The 15,444-nt window shown below is 68.6% G+C and carries 14 protein-coding genes; 12 read left to right on the forward strand and 2 right to left on the reverse strand.

Translation table 11 applies throughout. The features are described 5' to 3' along the window. Window positions 1-12: 12 nt before the first annotated feature. The 8 genes from murD to ftsZ all read left to right on the forward strand — a co-directional run bounded on the left by murD (window position 13) and on the right by ftsZ (window position 9,787). On the forward strand, window positions 13-1,704 hold the full coding sequence (gene murD / locus J2X21_RS00235) for a UDP-N-acetylmuramoyl-L-alanine--D-glutamate ligase (protein ID WP_310323433.1): 1,692 nt from the start codon (window positions 13-15) through the stop codon (window positions 1,702-1,704). A gap of 38 nt (window positions 1,705-1,742) precedes the next feature. Further along, window positions 1,743-2,957 (forward strand): putative lipid II flippase FtsW, encoded by a 1,215-nt coding sequence (ftsW, locus tag J2X21_RS00240; protein WP_404666566.1) that lies wholly within the window; start codon window positions 1,743-1,745, stop codon window positions 2,955-2,957. Next, window positions 2,954-4,033 carry an undecaprenyldiphospho-muramoylpentapeptide beta-N-acetylglucosaminyltransferase gene (gene murG / locus J2X21_RS00245; protein WP_310323436.1) on the forward strand — a complete coding sequence of 360 codons (1,080 nt, stop codon included), beginning with the start codon at window positions 2,954-2,956 and terminating at the stop codon, window positions 4,031-4,033. Before ftsW ends, murG begins: the two co-directional genes overlap by 4 nt. Beyond that, a complete protein-coding gene (murC, locus tag J2X21_RS00250; protein WP_310323438.1) occupies window positions 4,030-5,418 on the forward strand; it encodes a UDP-N-acetylmuramate--L-alanine ligase in 1,389 nt (462 codons plus the stop codon). The genes murG and murC overlap by 4 nt, the downstream gene beginning before the upstream one ends. Beyond that, window positions 5,415-6,386, forward strand: coding sequence for a D-alanine--D-alanine ligase (locus tag J2X21_RS00255; RefSeq protein ID WP_310323440.1), 972 nt, complete (start codon window positions 5,415-5,417; stop codon window positions 6,384-6,386). The genes murC and J2X21_RS00255 overlap by 4 nt, the downstream gene beginning before the upstream one ends. Next, entirely contained in the window at window positions 6,383-7,210 is an 828-nt protein-coding gene (locus J2X21_RS00260; RefSeq protein ID WP_310323443.1) for a cell division protein FtsQ/DivIB, read from the forward strand. Before J2X21_RS00255 ends, J2X21_RS00260 begins: the two co-directional genes overlap by 4 nt. An 8-nt stretch (window positions 7,211-7,218) precedes the next feature. After that, a complete protein-coding gene (ftsA, locus tag J2X21_RS00265; protein WP_310323445.1) occupies window positions 7,219-8,448 on the forward strand; it encodes a cell division protein FtsA in 1,230 nt (409 codons plus the stop codon). A gap of 94 nt (window positions 8,449-8,542) precedes the next feature. After that, a complete protein-coding gene (gene ftsZ, locus J2X21_RS00270) occupies window positions 8,543-9,787 on the forward strand; it encodes a cell division protein FtsZ (RefSeq protein WP_310323447.1) in 1,245 nt (414 codons plus the stop codon). 61 nt (window positions 9,788-9,848) lie between these two features. On the opposite strand, the gene J2X21_RS00275 is transcribed toward ftsZ, so the two are convergent. After that, on the reverse strand, window positions 9,849-10,670 hold the full coding sequence (locus J2X21_RS00275) for an alpha/beta fold hydrolase (RefSeq protein WP_310323450.1): 822 nt from the start codon (window positions 10,668-10,670) through the stop codon (window positions 9,849-9,851). A 17-nt stretch (window positions 10,671-10,687) separates the two neighbouring features. Then, window positions 10,688-11,383 carry an SDR family oxidoreductase gene (locus tag J2X21_RS00280; protein WP_310323454.1) on the reverse strand — a complete coding sequence of 232 codons (696 nt, stop codon included), beginning with the start codon at window positions 11,381-11,383 and terminating at the stop codon, window positions 10,688-10,690. Between the two features lie 109 nt (window positions 11,384-11,492). Between J2X21_RS00280 and J2X21_RS00285 the strand changes: the two genes are divergently transcribed. The 4 genes from J2X21_RS00285 (at window position 11,493) to J2X21_RS00300 (ending at window position 15,267) form a co-directional block, all read left to right on the forward strand. Beyond that, window positions 11,493-12,056 (forward strand): TetR/AcrR family transcriptional regulator, encoded by a 564-nt coding sequence (locus tag J2X21_RS00285; protein ID WP_310323456.1) that lies wholly within the window; start codon window positions 11,493-11,495, stop codon window positions 12,054-12,056. Between the two features lie 101 nt (window positions 12,057-12,157). Further along, complete coding sequence (locus tag J2X21_RS00290; RefSeq protein WP_310323458.1) at window positions 12,158-14,116, forward strand: sensor histidine kinase; 1,959 nt, start codon at window positions 12,158-12,160, stop codon at window positions 14,114-14,116. A 19-nt stretch (window positions 14,117-14,135) separates the two neighbouring features. Next, window positions 14,136-15,071 carry a UDP-3-O-acyl-N-acetylglucosamine deacetylase gene (gene lpxC, locus J2X21_RS00295; protein ID WP_310323460.1) on the forward strand — a complete coding sequence of 312 codons (936 nt, stop codon included), beginning with the start codon at window positions 14,136-14,138 and terminating at the stop codon, window positions 15,069-15,071. Between the two features lie 10 nt (window positions 15,072-15,081). Beyond that, window positions 15,082-15,267, forward strand: coding sequence for a hypothetical protein (locus tag J2X21_RS00300; protein WP_310323461.1), 186 nt, complete (start codon window positions 15,082-15,084; stop codon window positions 15,265-15,267). Window positions 15,268-15,444 lie beyond the last annotated feature (177 nt).

Consider the following 15,444-nt stretch of genomic DNA (forward strand, 5'->3'; position numbering starts at 1 on the left):
GAGGCTTGATTGATGCAGGTCGACCTGTCGTCGTTTGCCGGACAGCGCGTGCTTGTGCTGGGCCTCGGGGACTCCGGTCTCGCGATGGCCCGCTGGTGCGCGCGTTTTGGCGCGCAGGTCACGGTGTGGGATTCGCGCGAGCAGCCTCCGCAACTCGGTGCGCTGGGTGACGCGGCCGCCTTCATCACGGGCGAACTGACGGCCGAGGTGGTCGCGGGCTTCAACGCCGTGCTGAAGAGCCCGGGCCTGTCGCCGCTGGATGCGCGGCTCCAGGCGGTCTACGAGCACGGCCCCGCCGTGCGCGGCGAGCTGGACCTGTTCGCCGACGCGCTGGCCGCGTTGAAGACGCAGCACGGCTACGCCCCTGCGGTGCTGGCCATCACCGGCACCAACGGCAAGACGACGACGACCTGCATGACCGGCCTGCTGGTCGAGCGCGCGGCCAAGCGCGTGGCCATCGCCGGCAACATCGGCCCCACGCTGCTGGACACGCTGACAGAGGCGCTGGCCAAGGAGCCCGATCCGGCGCCACTGTTGACGCCGGAAGAGGTCGTCGCGGCCGAGATCGAGGACGAGACCGTCGAGGAAGAAGTGCCGGCGGAAGAGGCGGCCGCTGCCGTGCTGCCCGACGAAGAGACGCCGCTGCCCATAGACCCGCCGCCGCCGCGCGGGCCCGTGTTCGAGACGCTGCCCGAGGTCTGGGTGCTGGAGCTGTCCAGCTTCCAGCTCGACGGCGTGACGAGCTTCGAGCCGACCGCCGGCGCCATCCTGAACCTGACGCAGGACCACCTGGACTGGCACGGCGACATGGCCGGCTATGGCCGGGCCAAGGCGCGCATCTTCGGCCGCGAGTCCGTCATCGTCGCCAATCGCGACGACGCCGAGGTCGAAGGCCTGGTGCCGCAGCCGGTGTTCGTGAAGGGCACGCGCGGCAAGCCCGGCCGCACGGTGTCGCGCCGCGTCGTGCGTTTCGGCCTGAACCCGCCGACCGCGCCGGGCGACTTCGGCCTGACGGAAGAGGGCGGCCTGGCCTGGCTGGTGCGCGCCCGCGAGCTGGACCCGACGATCAAGAAGCGCAAGGGCGACGAAGACGAGCCACTGGTCATCCAGCGCCTGATGCCCGCCGATGCCTTGCGCGTGCGCGGCCGCCACAACGCGGCGAACGCGCTGGCCGCGCTGGCGCTGGCGACGGCCGCTGGCTGCGAGCTGGCGCCCATGCTGCACGGCCTGCGCGAGTACCGCGGCGAGCCGCATCGCGTGGAGCCGGTGGGCAGCATTGATGGCGTCGAGTTCTTCGATGACAGCAAGGGCACCAACGTCGGCGCGACGGTGGCTGCCATCTCCGGCCTGGGCGCCGACCGCGCACCGGCCAAGCTGGTGCTGATCCTCGGCGGTGATGGCAAGGGCCAGGACTTCGCGCCGCTGGCCGACGGCGTTCAACGCCATGCGCGCGCGGTCGCGCTGATCGGCCGGGACGGTCCGCAGATTGAAGCCGCGCTGGCTGGCACCGGCGTGCCCATGCAGCGCCACGACACGCTGGAAGCCGCCACCGCCTGGTGTCTCGAACAAGCCCAGGCGGGCGACAGCGTGTTGTTGTCGCCCGCCTGCGCGAGCCTGGACATGTTCAAGAACTACGCGCATCGCGCCGAGGTCTTCGTGGCCACCGTGCAGCAGCTGGCCGACGATCGCGGGGTGGCCTTGTGAACGCGGTGCTGACCGGCTTCCAGGCCAAGCTGCAGTCGCTGTGGAAGCGCGACGGCGGCGAGGACGCCAGCGTGCCGGTGCGCGACTGGGTGTCCACATCCGCCGGCCGGCCCACGCAGCTGCAGGGCTTCGACGTGACCATGGTCTGGGTCGTGCTGTCGCTGATGGCCTTCGGCCTGCTGATGGTCTATTCGGCGTCCATCGCGCTGCCCGACAACCCGCGCTTCTCCAAGTACCTGCCCACGCATTTCCTGACGCGGCACATGGTGGCCATCGGCTTTGCGCTGGTGGCGGGTCTGGTGACCGTGCAGATCCCCGTCGCCGTGTGGGAGCGCTGGGCGCCGTGGGTGTTCGTCGTCGCGCTGGTGCTGCTGGTGCTGGTGCTGATCCCCGGTGTCGGCAAGGTGGTCTATGGCGCGCGGCGCTGGATCCCGCTGGGCGTCATGAACTTCCAGCCGTCGGAGCTGGCCAAGTTCGGCATCGCGCTGTATGCGGCCAACTACATGATGCGCAAGATGGACGCGCGGGAGAACTTCTTCCAGGCCGTCACGCCGATGGCGATCTCGCTGGCCTTCGTGGGCCTGCTGCTGCTGGCCGAGCCGGACATGGGCGCCTTCATGGTCATCGCCTGCATCGCGATGGGCATCCTGTTCCTGGGCGGTGTCAACGGCCGCATGTTCCTGCTGATCACGCTGGTGCTGGTGGGCGCCTTCGTGCTGATGATCAGCTTCAGCGAGTTCCGCCGCGAGCGCATCTTTGCCTACCTCAACCCCTGGGATGAGAAGTACGCCCAGGGCAAGGCCTACCAGCTGACGCACAGCCTCATCGCGTTCGGCCGCGGCGAATGGGTGGGGCAGGGCCTGGGCAGCAGCGTCGAGAAGCTGCACTACCTGCCCGAGGCTCACACCGACTTCCTGCTGGCCGTCATCGGCGAGGAGCTGGGCTTTGTCGGCGTGGCCGTGGTCATCCTCGCGTTCTTCTGGCTGACGCGCCGCTGCTTCCTGATCGGCCGCCAGGCCATCGCGCTGGACCGCGTGTTCGCCGGGCTGTACGCGCAGGGCATAGGCATCTGGCTGGGCGGCCAGGCCTTCATCAACATGGGCGTGAACCTGGGCGCGCTGCCCACCAAGGGGCTGACGCTGCCGCTGCTGAGCTTTGGCGGCTCGGCCATCCTGATGAACTGCATTGCCCTGGCGGTGGTGTTGCGCATCGACTTGGAGAACAGGCAGATGATGCGCGGAGGGCGGTCATGAGCGCCGAGCGGCATCTCGTCGTGATGGCCGCCGGCACCGGCGGCCACGTCATTCCCGGCCTGGCCGTCGCCGAGGAAATGCAGCGCCGCGGCTGGACCGTGTCATGGATCGGCACGCCGCATGGCATGGAGAACCGGCTGGTGCCGGCGCGTGGCATCGAGCTGGACGCGCTGCCATTTGCCGGCCTGCGCGGCAAGGGGCTCAAGCACACGCTGCGCGGCATCGTCGGCTTCTTCAAGTCGCTGGGTGCGGCCAGGCGTGTCTACGAGCAGCGCCGCGCGACGGCCGTGCTGGGCATGGGCGGCTATGTCTGCGTGCCGGCCGGCCTGACGGCCGCGCTGACGGGTCGACCGCTGATGCTGGTCAATGCCGATGCGGCCATGCTGAAGAGCAACTTCGCGCTGAAGCCGTTCGCGAAGCGCATCGCGTTTGGCTTTGATGGCGCGGCGGCGGCCTCCACGTCGGGCGCGGTGGTCAGCGGCAACCCGGTGCGTGCCGAGATCGAGGCGCTGCCGTTGCCAGCCGAGCGTTTCGCCGATCGCATCGGGCCTCTGCGGCTCTTGGTGCTGGGCGGTTCACTAGGCGCGCGCGCGTTGAACCAGGCTCTGCCGCAGGCGCTGGCGCTGTGGCCGGAAGACCAACGCCCACAGGTACTGCATCAGTCGGGCCAGGACCACCTGGGCGCCGTTTGGCAGGCCTACACCGATGCGGGCCTGGCGGCCGAGGTGCGGCCCTTCATTGACGACATGGCCGCCGCGCTGGCCTGGGCCGACGTGGTGGTGTGCCGCGCGGGCGCCATCACCGTCAGCGAACTGTGCGCGGCCGGCTGCGCGGCGGTGCTGGTGCCGCTGGTGGTCAGCACCACCTCGCACCAGCGCGACAACGCGGTGTTCATGGCCCAGCACGGCGCGGCGATCCACCTGCCGCAGGCCGAGCTGACGCCGCAGAAGCTGCACGAACTGTTGAGCGGCCTGGACCGCGCATTGCTGCTGGCCATGGGCGAGAAGGCGCGCTCGCTGGCGAGGCCACGTGCGGCGGCTCGCGTGGCGGACGAGATCGAAGGAATGTTGAAGTGAAGCACGCGGTTCAACGACTGCATTTCGTGGGCATCGGCGGCGCCGGCATGAGCGGCATCGCCGAGATCCTGCACAACCTGGGCTTTGCGGTCAGCGGCTCCGATGCCGCCGAGAGCGCGACGACCGAGCGCCTGCGCGCGCTGGGCCTGCGTGTGGAGATCGGCCATGCGGCGCCGCATATCGGCGATGCACAGGCGCTGGTCACCAGCACGGCCGTCGCTGCCGACAACCCCGAGGTGCTGGCCGCTCGCGCACGACAGATCCCGGTCGTGCCGCGCGCCGTCATGCTGGCCGAGCTGATGCGGCTGCGCCGCGGCATCGCCATCGCCGGCACGCATGGCAAGACCACCACGACCTCGCTGGTCACCGCCATCCTCGTGGAAGCGGGCCTGGACCCGACCTTCGTCATCGGCGGCAAGCTGAATGCGGCCGGCGCCAACTCGCGGCTGGGCCAGGGCGAGTTCATCGTCGTGGAGGCCGACGAAAGCGATGCATCCTTCCTGAAGCTCAGCCCCGTGCTGTCCGTCGTCACCAACATTGACGAGGACCACATGGACACCTATGGCCATTCGGTCGACAAGCTGTATGCGGCCTTCGTCGAGTTTCTGCACCGCATGCCGTTCTACGGCGCGGCCGTGGTGTGCGCGGACGATGCCGGCGTGCGCGCCATCCTGGGCCGCATCGAGCGGCCAGTGGTCAGCTACGGCCTGAGCGAAGGCGTCAGCGTGCGCGCGGTCAACGTGCAGGCGTTGGCCGGCGCGCAGATGCGCTTCACCTGCCAGCGCGAGGAAGCACCCGATCTGGACGTGCTGCTGAACCTGGCCGGCGAGCACAACGTGCGCAATGCGCTGGCGGCCATCGCGATCGCGATGGAACTGGACTGCCCGGACGCGGCCATCCAGAAGGCGCTGGCCAGCTTCTCCGGCGTGGGCCGCCGCTTCGAGAAGCACGGCGAATGGCCCGCCGCCGATGGCGGTCGCTTCTCGCTGATCGACGACTACGGCCACCACCCGGTGGAGATGGCCGCGGTGCTGGCCGCCGCGCGCGGCGCCTACCCGGGCCGCCGCCTGGTGCTGGCCTTCCAGCCGCATCGCTACACGCGCACGCGTGACTGCTTCGCCGATTTCGTGCGCGTGATGAAGTGTGCCGACGTGGTGTTGCTGACCGAGGTGTACTCGGCCGGCGAGGCACCGATTGACGGTGCTACCGGCCGCGCGCTGGCCGACGCCATCGGCACGCCGCACTTCGTCAACACCGTGGCCGACATGCCCGCCGCGCTGGCGCGCATGACGCGCGACGGCGATGTCGTCATCGGCATGGGCGCCGGCTCCATGAGCAGCCTGCCGGTGCGCGTGAACCAGCATTTCCAAGGAGGCGCAGCATGACGTCGCCTGTCAACCTGAACATCGATGCCAAGTCGCTCGGCAAGGTGGCCGTGCTGTTTGGCGGCACCAGCGCCGAGCGGCCGGTGTCGCTGATGAGCGGCACCAACGTGCTGGAGGCGCTGACCTCCATCGGTGTCGATGCCCACGCCTTCGATCCCGCCGAGCGCCCGCTGCAGGCGCTGAAGGACGAGGGCTTCGAGCGCGCCTTCATCGCGCTGCACGGTCGCGGCGGCGAGGACGGCACGCTGCAGGGCGCACTCGAATGGCTGGGTATTCCGTATACCGGCTCCGGCGTGACGGCCTCCGGCGTCGCGATGGACAAGACCATGACCAAGCGCGTCTGGGGCACCGAAGGCCTGCCGACGCCGCAGTACCTGGCGCTGGCCCGCGCCGAGCTGACGCGCGAGCGCATCCGCACCATTCCCGATGAACTGGGCCTGCCCGTCATCGTGAAGCCGCCGCACGAGGGTTCCAGCATCGGCATCACCAAGGCCGCGGGCTATTCCGACATGCAGGGCGCCGTCGAGCTGGCGCTGGGCTTCGATGACGAACTGCTGTTCGAGCAATGCATCGAAGGCCCCGAGGTCACCTGCGCCGTGCTGGGCCAGGGCGACACGGCCGTCGCGCTGCCGGTCGTCGAGATCCGCGCCGAGGGCGGCGACTACAGCTATGAGAACAAGTACGTGTCCAACGACACCAAGTACCTGTTCGGCACGCTGCCCGCCGCGCTGGAGGCCGAGATCCAGCAGCTGGTGTTGAAGGCCTACCGCCTGCTGGGCTGCCGCGGCTGGGGGCGCGCGGACCTGATGCTGCGCAAGGTCGACATGAAGCCCTTCCTGCTGGAGATGAACACCAGCCCCGGCATGACCTCGCATTCGCTGGTGCCCAAGGCCGCCCAGGCCGTGGGCATCGCCTACCCGCAGCTGTGCCTGTGGCTGCTGTCGCAAGCGAGGCTGGACCGGAAGTGAACTCCGCCCTCGCCACCGCTGCATTGCCCGCCGACGTTCGCCTGATGAACGTCGTGTCGGCGCTGCTCGTCGCCGCCCTGCTGGGCACGGCGGCGTGGACGGCGGTGCGCTGGGCGGTGCGGTTGCCGGCTTTCAATCTGCGCGCCATTCACGTGGAGGGCGATGTCAGCCGCAACAGCGTTGCGTCGCTGCGCGCCAATGCGCTGCCGCGCTTGCATGGGTCCTTCCTCAGCATGAACCTGAAGGACGGCCGCGCCGCGTTCGAGGCCGTGCCCTGGGTGAGGCACGCGCAGCTGACCCGTGTCTGGCCCATGCAGCTCAAGGTCAGGCTGGAGGAGCACCGCGCCGCAGCCTACTGGGAGGCGCGGGCCGAAGGGGCCGACGCCGCGACCGAGGCGGCCGCCGAGCGCGCGCTGGTCAACAGTTTCGGCGAAGTCTTCCAGGCCAACCTGGGCGACGTGGAGGACGAAACCCTGCCCGTGCTGGCCGGCCCGGCGCATGCGGCCGCCAGCATGTTGCAGATGTGGCGCGCGCTGTCGCCCGCCGCCGAGAAGCTGGGCGAGAGCATCGAACGGCTGGACCTGTCCGGCCGCGGCTCCTGGCGGGCCACCTTTGGCAGCGGCGCCGTCGTCGAGCTGGGGCGTGGCGCCTTGCCGGAAGTCGCCGAACGCTTCGGGCGCTTCGCCCAAACCATCACGCAGGTCACGGCGAACTACCACAGCCCCTTGCTGTCCGCCGATCTGCGCCACGTCGACGGCTACGCGGTCAAGCTGCGCGGCGTGACGACCGAGATTCCGGGGAAACCCGTAAATAGAAAACGTTGAGGACGGACATGCCCAAGGAATACAAGGATCTGGTCGTCGGCCTGGATATTGGCACCGCCAAGATCATGGCCGTCGTCGCCGAGGTTTTGCCGGGCGGCGAATTGCGCATTGCCGGCTTGGGCGTGGCGCCTTCGCACGGCCTCAAGCGCGGCGTCGTCGTCAATATCGACGCGACCGTGCAGTCCATCCAGCAGGCCTTGAAAGAGGCCGAAATGATGGCCGACTGCAAAATATCCAGGGTTTACACGGGGATAACCGGTAGCCATATCCGCGGCCAGAACTCCACCGGCATGGTCATCGTGCGCGACAAGGAGGTCACGCCCGTTGATGTGACCCGCGTCGTCGAAACCGCCAAGGCCATCAATATTCCCAACGACCAGCGCCTGCTGCTGGTCGAGCCGCAGGAATTCGTCATCGACGGCCACGAGGTGAAAGAACCCATTGGCATGAGCGGCGGCCGGCTGGAGGTCAAGGTCCATATCGTGACCGGCGCCCAAAGTGCCGCGGAAAACATTGTCAAATGCGTGCGCCGCTGTGGTTTGGAGGTCGATCAGCTGGTTTTGAACCCCAGCGCGTCCAGCCATGCAGCGCTGACCGCCGACGAACGCGACCTGGGGGTGGCGCTGGTGGATATCGGCGCCGGCACCACCGATGTGGCGATATTCACCGGCGGCTCCATCCGCCATACCGCCGTCATTCCCATCGCCGGTGACCTGATCACCTCCGATATTGCGATGGCGCTGCGCACGCCGACCAAGGATGCCGAGGAAATCAAGGTCGAGCACGGCGTCGCCAAGCAGCTGCTGGCCGACCCATCCGACCAGGTGGAAGTGCCCGGTCTGGGTGACCGCAACCCCCGCATGCTGTCCAAGCAGGCGCTGGCCGGTGTCATCGAACCGCGTGTCGAGGAAATCTTTTCGCTGGTGCATCAGGTCATTCGCGAGTCTGGGTATGAGGAATTGCTTTCCAGCGGCATCGTGTTGACCGGCGGATCGGCCGTCATGCCCGGCATGGTGGAACTCGCCGAGGACATTTTTCTGAAACCCGTCCGGCGCGGGCTGCCCACCTATTCGGGGGCCCTTTACGACATGGTGGCGAATCCCCGCTCGGCCACCGTCATGGGCCTGCTTGAGGAAGCGCGGCTGTCGCGCAACCGGGGTTTCAAGGCTGCCCAGCAGGCCGGCTCGGTGCAAACCCTGCTCGGTCGGGTGAAGGACTGGTTCATGGGTAGTTTCTGAACCGTCGCACGCACCCCTAAGAAGCGTAAAAAATTCGTTGTACGTCTAGTCAATCTATCTGTGCTAAAGGCACAATTGCAGTAGGAGGTTTGATATGCCCATCGAGATGATCGAAGAGTTTGACCAAGGCACCCAAATCAAGGTGATCGGGGTCGGTGGTGGCGGTGGCAACGCCGTGGACCACATGATCGCCCAGGGCGTTCAAGGGGTTGAATTCATCTGCGCGAATACCGACGCGCAGGCGCTCAACCGCTCCAAGGCCGACCAATTGCTGCAACTCGGTTCCACCGGCCTGGGCGCCGGTGCCAAACCCGAAATGGGCAAGGCCGCCGCCGAGGAAGCCGAATCCCGCATCCGCGAATCCATCGCCGGCGCCAATATGCTGTTCATCACCGCCGGCATGGGTGGTGGTACCGGCACGGGTGCTGCGCCGGTGATCGCACGCGTGGCCAAGGAAATGGGCATCCTGACGGTGGGCGTGGTCACCAAACCCTTCGATTTCGAAGGCGGCCGCCGCGCCAAGGCGGCCGATGCCGGCCTGGCCGAGCTGGAAGCCAATGTCGACTCGCTGATCGTCGTGCTGAACGACAAGCTGCTGGATGTACTGGGCGACGACGTTACGCAGGATCAGGCCTTCGCGCACGCCAATGACGTGCTGAAGAACGCCGTTGGCGGCATTTCCGACATCATCCACATCCCGGGCCTGGTCAACGTCGACTTCGAAGACGTCAAGACCGTCATGAGCGAACCCGGCAAGGCCATGATGGGCACGGCCCAGGCCACCGGCCCGGACCGCGCCGCCAAGGCCGCTGAAGCCGCCGTCGCCTGCCCGCTGCTGGAAGGCATCGACCTGTCGGGCGCGCGTGGCGTGCTGGTGCTGATCGCCGCCGGCCGCAGCAACTTCAAGCTCAGCGAGTCGCGCAACGCAATGAACGCCATCAAGCGTTACGCGTCCGACGAAGCGCACGTCATCTTCGGCACCGCCTATGACGAGTCGCTGGGCGACGCGCTGCGCGTGACCGTCATCGCCACTGGCCTGACTGCCGGCCGCGCGCGCCAGCAGGCGCCGCTGCAAGTGGTGCAGACCCAGCAAGTGGTGCGCAACGGCACCGACGGCATGGCCATGCCGGTGCTGACCAACGCCGTCGCGATGGGTGCGCAGGCCGGCACGCAGCCGGCCAACGTGGGCGTGGGCCTGGGTGACTTTGCCAACGCCAATGTGCCCAGCGTGTGGCGCCATGGCCGTTCGGGCAGCGCGGCCGCCAAGGTCGAGGCGCTGTCGTCCAACGGCATGGACGAGATCGAGATCCCGGCCTTCCTGCGCAAGCAGGCTGACTGAAGACCAAGCCGCCCCCCGGCCCTCTCCGCTGCAAAGGCAAGCCCATCGGGCTTGCCTTTTTTCATGGCAGGTTGGGCGATGCGATGAACGCTGTGCTGCGGGCGATGACGTCCGCGTCGATCAACAGGCGGCGGTGGCCCAGGCCTGTGACGCGCTCCAGCTGCGAACCCGGCCACGCGGCATGCAGGGCCGTCGATGCGGCAAACGGCACCGTGCGGTCCTCGGCGTCGTGCACGATGAGGCCAGGGTGACGCAGGCCGGGCAGCAGCCGCTCCAGATCCACGCAGCCCATGCGCGTGCCGATGAACCCCTCCACCCAGCCGGCGAACGCGGCGGCATCCGCGGGTCCCAGGCCGTGCATGGCGGCCAGGCCCTTGACCATGGGCGTCAGCGACGACGGGCCGGCCAGATGCACGCTGCGCTGCACCCGCAGCCCATGTGCAAATGCCAGCAGCGCCGCGGCCGAGCCCATGGAATGACTGATGACGGCATGGACCTCGCCGATGTCGGCCGCGACGGCGCGCAGCGCGCGTGCGGCGTGAACGACGCTGGCTGCGTGGCCGCCCGAGTCGCCATGCCCCGGCAGGTCGAACAGCGTCACCGAGAAGCCGGCGGCGACCAGGGGTTGCACAAAGCCCAGCAGGTGGGCGCCGCGGCTGTTCCAGCCATGCACGAGGAGCACGCGTGGGCCGGCGCCCAGCGTCCAGCGTGCGAGCTTGTGGCCCTCGTGGCGCAGCGCGGGCTCGGCATCGGCGGCCAGTGCAGCACGTTCCTCGGGCCTCAGCGGCACGCGTTCGGGAGCAGAGAAGGCGTGACGGGCGGCGGCCATGCGGCCGTCACTGGCGGCGTCGGGCTGGGCTCGCAGGGGCAGGGCGGCGTTCATCGCGGACTCCTGCGCGTTCAGCCGGCGTAGGCCGGTGTCGCGCTGGACAGGCTGGCCTTGATCTGGCGGCTGACGTCGTCGGCCAGCACCTCAAAGGCGCCAGCTTCCAGCTCCGCCAGCGCCTGGCGGGCCACGGCATCGGGCGAGGACTTGGGGGCGTCCAGGCCGCGGGTCATGTCCGTGTCCATGTAGCCCACGTGCAGGCTGGTCACCTGCGTGCCCTGGCTGCGCAGTTCAGCGCGCAGGCCGTTGCTGAGCGCCCAGGCGGCGGCCTTGCTGGCGCTGTAGCCGGCCAGTCCCGGCAGCGTGACCCAGCTCAGCGCCGACAGCACGTTCAGCACGGCGCCGCCGCCATTGGCCTGCAGCACCGGCGCGAAAGCCTGCGTCAGCGACCACAGGCCGAAGAAGTTGGTGTCGAAGCTGCGGCGCGCGGCAGCGACCGCATCCGGCGCCTGCGTCGTGCCGGGCAGCGAGATGCCGGCGTTGTTGATCAGCAGCGTCACGTCGGCGCATTGCGCGACGGCAGCGGCGATGTGGGCGGGATCGGTCACGTCCAGTGCGACCGGCACGACGCCGGGCAAGGTGATGCTGGCCGGGTCGCGCGCGGCGGCGTAGACCTTGGCTGCACCCGCCGCCAGCGCGGCGCGTGCAAAGGCCAGGCCCAGGCCGCGGTTGGCACCGGTGATGAAGACGACGGCGTTGCTGATCTGCATGGTGGGTCCTTCAAGCGTTTATTCATGTCGACTGACATGATTGGGTTAAATGTCGGTCAACATATAAAATCCGTCAAGTCACCTGAACCAACAACCTGGGGAGAACGCGATGAAGGTCACCCGCGAGCAGGCCGAAGCCAACCGGGAGCGCATCCTCGACAGCGCCGCCCAACTGTTCCGCGAGCGCGGCTTCGATGGCATCGGCCTGAACGACCTGATGCAGGCTGCCGGCCTGACGCGTGGCGGCTTCTACGGCCATTTCGAGTCCAAGGACGATCTGGCGGCCCAGGCCACGCGGCGCGCGATGCAGACCAACCGCGACGAGTGGAAGAAGCAGACGGACCGCAGCCTCACCGCCTGGGTGCGAACCTATTTGTCCGACGCGCATCGCGACCATCCGGGTGCGGGCTGCAGCCTGGTGGCGCTGGCCGGCGACGCGGCGCGCGGCGGGCCGGCCGTGAAGCAGGTCTTCTCGGAAGGCGTCGAAAGGCTGCTCGCCACGCTGCAGACGCAGATGCCGGCGGCCGACGCTGCGGAGCAGCGCGAAGAGGCCTTGGTCATGCTGTCCACGCTGGTGGGGGCGCTGCTGCTGTCGCGCGCCGTGGGCGACGAGCGGCTGTCGCGCGAGCTGCGCGACGCCGCCCGCCATCACCTGCCGGCGGGCGGCGGCTGAACGGTCGCCAGCGGCCGCCGGGCGGTCGCGTCGCCGTGGGATGGCGCGATGCCCTGTGGCATGCTCGCGCCCCATGTCAGCGCTCATAAATAACCATAGCCATGCGTGACCAGGGAGTTCTGCTGCGCGTCTGGCTGCTGGCCCTCGCGTTGAGCGCCAGCCTGGCCGCCCATGCGCAGCGCCTGCCGCAACCCAGCCCGCCTGGCGGCGATGCATCGGCGGCCGCCGAGCTGGCCACGAGCAGCTGGACGCGTGCGCAGCTGGACGCCTGGTGGGGCGCGCTGCGCCGCCACGCGGTCACCGGCGGCGCCAAGCTGGACGTGCCGGCGGAGTTGCTGCCTCCCGAAGCGGATGCCGCCTGGCGCGCGCAGCGCCTGCCGGATGTGCGCAAGCGACCCGGCGCGGCGCTGATCTCGGATGCGGGCGGCTATGAGATGCGCTGGTACCGGCTGCACGTGCCGTCCGGCGGCGAGGCGATGGCGCTGTACATGCCGCGGCTGGTGACGCTGTCGGCGGCCGTGCTGGTGCGCACGCCTGATGGCTGGCAGCCGCTGCTGGACAACCAGCATGTGGAGCGTGAGCAATGGGCGCAACCCTTGTGGCTGCCGCTGCCCGGTGCGGGCGCGCAAGGGCTGGACCTGGTGGTGGCGCTGCCCGTGCCGACCGGCAGCTATCACGCGGTGTCGCGCATCTTCGTGGGGCCGCGCGACGTGCTGGAGAAGCGCTGGCAATGGCGGGTGCGCATGCAGAACGTGCTGCCGCAGGCGGTCAGCCTGACGCTGGCGGTGCTGGGCCTGTTTGCGCTGCTGCTGTGGCTGCGCCGGCCCGACGAGGCCATCTACAGCCTGTTCGGCCTAGGCGCGCTGGCCTGGTTCGTGCGCAACCTGCACTACTACGTGAATCTGCCGGCGTCACCGTGGGCGCAGGACTGGTTCTGGTGGCTCACGCATGCCTCGCTCGCCTGGGTCATGCTGACGGCGCTGCTGTACACGCTTCGCTTCGCGCGGCGGCGCTACCGCCGCCTGGAGCTGGCGTTGATGGCCTGCGTGGCGCTGGTCAGCGTGCTGAGCATGCCGCTGTGGCTGCGCCGGCTGGACATGGTGGTGCTGCAGTACGCGGTGACGGCGGCCGTCGCCGCGGTGGGCACGGGCTTCGTGTGCTGGCTGGCCTGGCGCGAGCGCCGCACCGAGCTGCGCCTGATGGCACTGGCGCTGGTCGTCGGCCTCGCGATCGGCGCGCACGACCTCGCACTGCTGGCCGGCTGGGCCTGGCCGGAGCATGTGTCGCTGATGCCGCTGGCGACGCTGATCGTCATGCTCAGCTTCCTGTACGCGGTGCAGCGTCGTTACGTGGGCACGGTCGAGCAGGTCAAGGCCGAGAACAGCCAGCTGCAGGAAGACCTGGACGAGCAGGTCTCGGTGCTGCAGATGCAGAACGCGCAGCTGCGCGAGGCCGAGCGGCAGCAGGCGCTGCTGCTGGAGCGCCAGCGCATCATGGCGGACATGCACGACGGCCTGGGCTCGTCGCTGCTGTCGGCGCTGGTGGCGGTGGAGCAGGGTTCCATGTCGCACGAGAAGGTCGTGGAAGTGCTGCGCGAATGCGTGGACGACCTGCGCCTGGTCATCGATTCCATAGAGCCGGTGGGCCACGACCTGGTGTCGCTGCTGGCGACCATGCGCTACCGCCTGGGCAAGCGGCTGCAGACCGGCGGCCTGAAGCTGGAATGGGACGTGCAGGACCTGCCGCCGCTGCCGTGGCTGGAGCCGCCCGACGCGCTGCATGTGCTGCGGCTGATGCAGGAGGCGCTGAACAACGTGCTGAAGCACGCCAGCGCCAGCCGCGTGCGCATGGTCACGCGCCACCATGGCAGCTATGTCGAGATCCGCGTGGAGGACGACGGCGCCGGTTTCGACCTGCAGAACATCCAGCACGGCCGCGGTCTGAAGAGCCAGATCAAGCGCGCCCAGCGCCTGGGCGGCAAGCTGCGCATCGATTCGCAGCCGGGGGTGGGGACCAGGCTATCGCTGCGATTGCCCGTCGAGCGCAAAGTTCAGGGCTGATCCTGGGACAATCCCTGACATGGTCAAGCAACGCACCCTGAAGTCCATCACCCGCGCCGTGGGCGTGGGCATCCACAGTGGCCAGAAGGTCGAGCTGACGCTGCGCCCGGCGCCGCTGGACACCGGCATCGTGTTCCGCCGCGTGGACCTGTGCCCGCCGGTGGACATTCCGGTGGGTGTCATGTCGGTCAGCGACACGCGCATGGCCACCACCATCAGTCCCGGCGGAGACCCGGGCGGCCCCAAGGTGCAGACCATCGAGCACCTGCTGTCCGCCTGCGCGGGCCTGGGGTTGGACAACCTCTACGTCGACATCAACGCCGACGAGGTGCCCGTGCTGGACGGCTCGGCCGCCAGTTTCGTGTTCCTGCTGCAGTCCGCCGGCATCGCGATGCAGGATGCGCCCAAGCGCTTCCTGAAGGTCAAGAAGCCGGTCGAGGTGCGCCAAGGCGAGGGCAAGAAGCTGATGTGGGCGAAGCTGGAGCCGCACCATGGCTACACGCTGAGCTTCGAGATCGAGTTCGACAACCCGGCCGTGGCGGCCACCGGCAGCCAGTTCGTGTTCGACATGGGCTCGGGCACCTACAAGAAGGAGATCGCCCGCGCGCGCACCTTCGGCATGACGGCCGACATCGACCTGATGCGCTCGCGCGGCCTGACGTTGGGCGGCTCCATGGACAACGCCATCGTCGTGGACGACTACAAGGTGTTGAATGCCGATGGCCTGCGCTACGACGACGAATTCGTGAAGCACAAGATCCTGGATGCCATCGGCGACATGCAGGTGGCCGGCATGCCGTTGCTGGCGGCCTACACGTCCTTCAAGGGAGGGCATGCGCTGAACAACAAGCTGCTGCGCGCGCTGCTGGCCGACCCCGAGGCCTACGAGATCGTCAGCTTCGACGATGCCAAGGCCGCGCCCAAGGGCTTCGCGGAACTAGCGCCGGCGTGGTGAGATCGTTTACATGCTGATCGCCCGCCTGGTCGTCGGCCTGCTGCTGTTCTCGGCGGTGGTCTGCTTCGCCTTCTCTATCGCCACGGGTCAGCCACGCTGGCGGCGATTGGGAATCGTCATCATGAAGTGGACCTTGATTGCCGGCCTGGCCTTTTTCGGCGTGCTCATCCTGGAGCGATTGGCGCTGTTGCTGTGACGACGTTCACAGCCGGTAGGGGTGCCCCCTTGGCTTGCGGGGATGCCAGTTGGGGCTGAGGTCCGCAGAATTGCATCACGGTCGCTGTTCGAGTTGCAGCGGCCCAGTCCGGTAGACCAAAGAGCGCCGGGCGCCACGCGCGGAGATGGCCGGGGGGCCGGGGAAGCGTCGTGGGTT

Source organism: Roseateles asaccharophilus, assembly GCF_031458115.1.
In the GTDB taxonomy this organism is placed as follows: Bacteria; Pseudomonadota; Gammaproteobacteria; order Burkholderiales; family Burkholderiaceae_C; genus Pelomonas; species Pelomonas asaccharophilus_A.

What these genes read in the sequence shown, in the direction of transcription:
- J2X21_RS00290 (WP_310323458.1), top strand. Translation starts at nt 12,158, where the DNA reads ATGCGTGACCAGGGAGTTCTGCTGCGCGTCTGGCTGCTGGCCCTCGCG.
- J2X21_RS00275 (WP_310323450.1), bottom strand. Translation starts at nt 10,670, where the DNA reads ATGAACGCCGCCCTGCCCCTGCGAGCCCAGCCCGACGCCGCCAGTGAC.
- J2X21_RS00255 (WP_310323440.1), top strand. Translation starts at nt 5,415, where the DNA reads ATGACGTCGCCTGTCAACCTGAACATCGATGCCAAGTCGCTCGGCAAG.
- lpxC (WP_310323460.1), top strand. Translation starts at nt 14,136, where the DNA reads ATGGTCAAGCAACGCACCCTGAAGTCCATCACCCGCGCCGTGGGCGTG.
- ftsA (WP_310323445.1), top strand. Translation starts at nt 7,219, where the DNA reads ATGCCCAAGGAATACAAGGATCTGGTCGTCGGCCTGGATATTGGCACC.
- J2X21_RS00285 (WP_310323456.1), top strand. Translation starts at nt 11,493, where the DNA reads ATGAAGGTCACCCGCGAGCAGGCCGAAGCCAACCGGGAGCGCATCCTC.
- J2X21_RS00280 (WP_310323454.1), bottom strand. Translation starts at nt 11,383, where the DNA reads ATGCAGATCAGCAACGCCGTCGTCTTCATCACCGGTGCCAACCGCGGC.
- murG (WP_310323436.1), top strand. Translation starts at nt 2,954, where the DNA reads ATGAGCGCCGAGCGGCATCTCGTCGTGATGGCCGCCGGCACCGGCGGC.
- J2X21_RS00300 (WP_310323461.1), top strand. Translation starts at nt 15,082, where the DNA reads ATGCTGATCGCCCGCCTGGTCGTCGGCCTGCTGCTGTTCTCGGCGGTG.
- murD (WP_310323433.1), top strand. Translation starts at nt 13, where the DNA reads ATGCAGGTCGACCTGTCGTCGTTTGCCGGACAGCGCGTGCTTGTGCTG.
- ftsZ (WP_310323447.1), top strand. Translation starts at nt 8,543, where the DNA reads ATGCCCATCGAGATGATCGAAGAGTTTGACCAAGGCACCCAAATCAAG.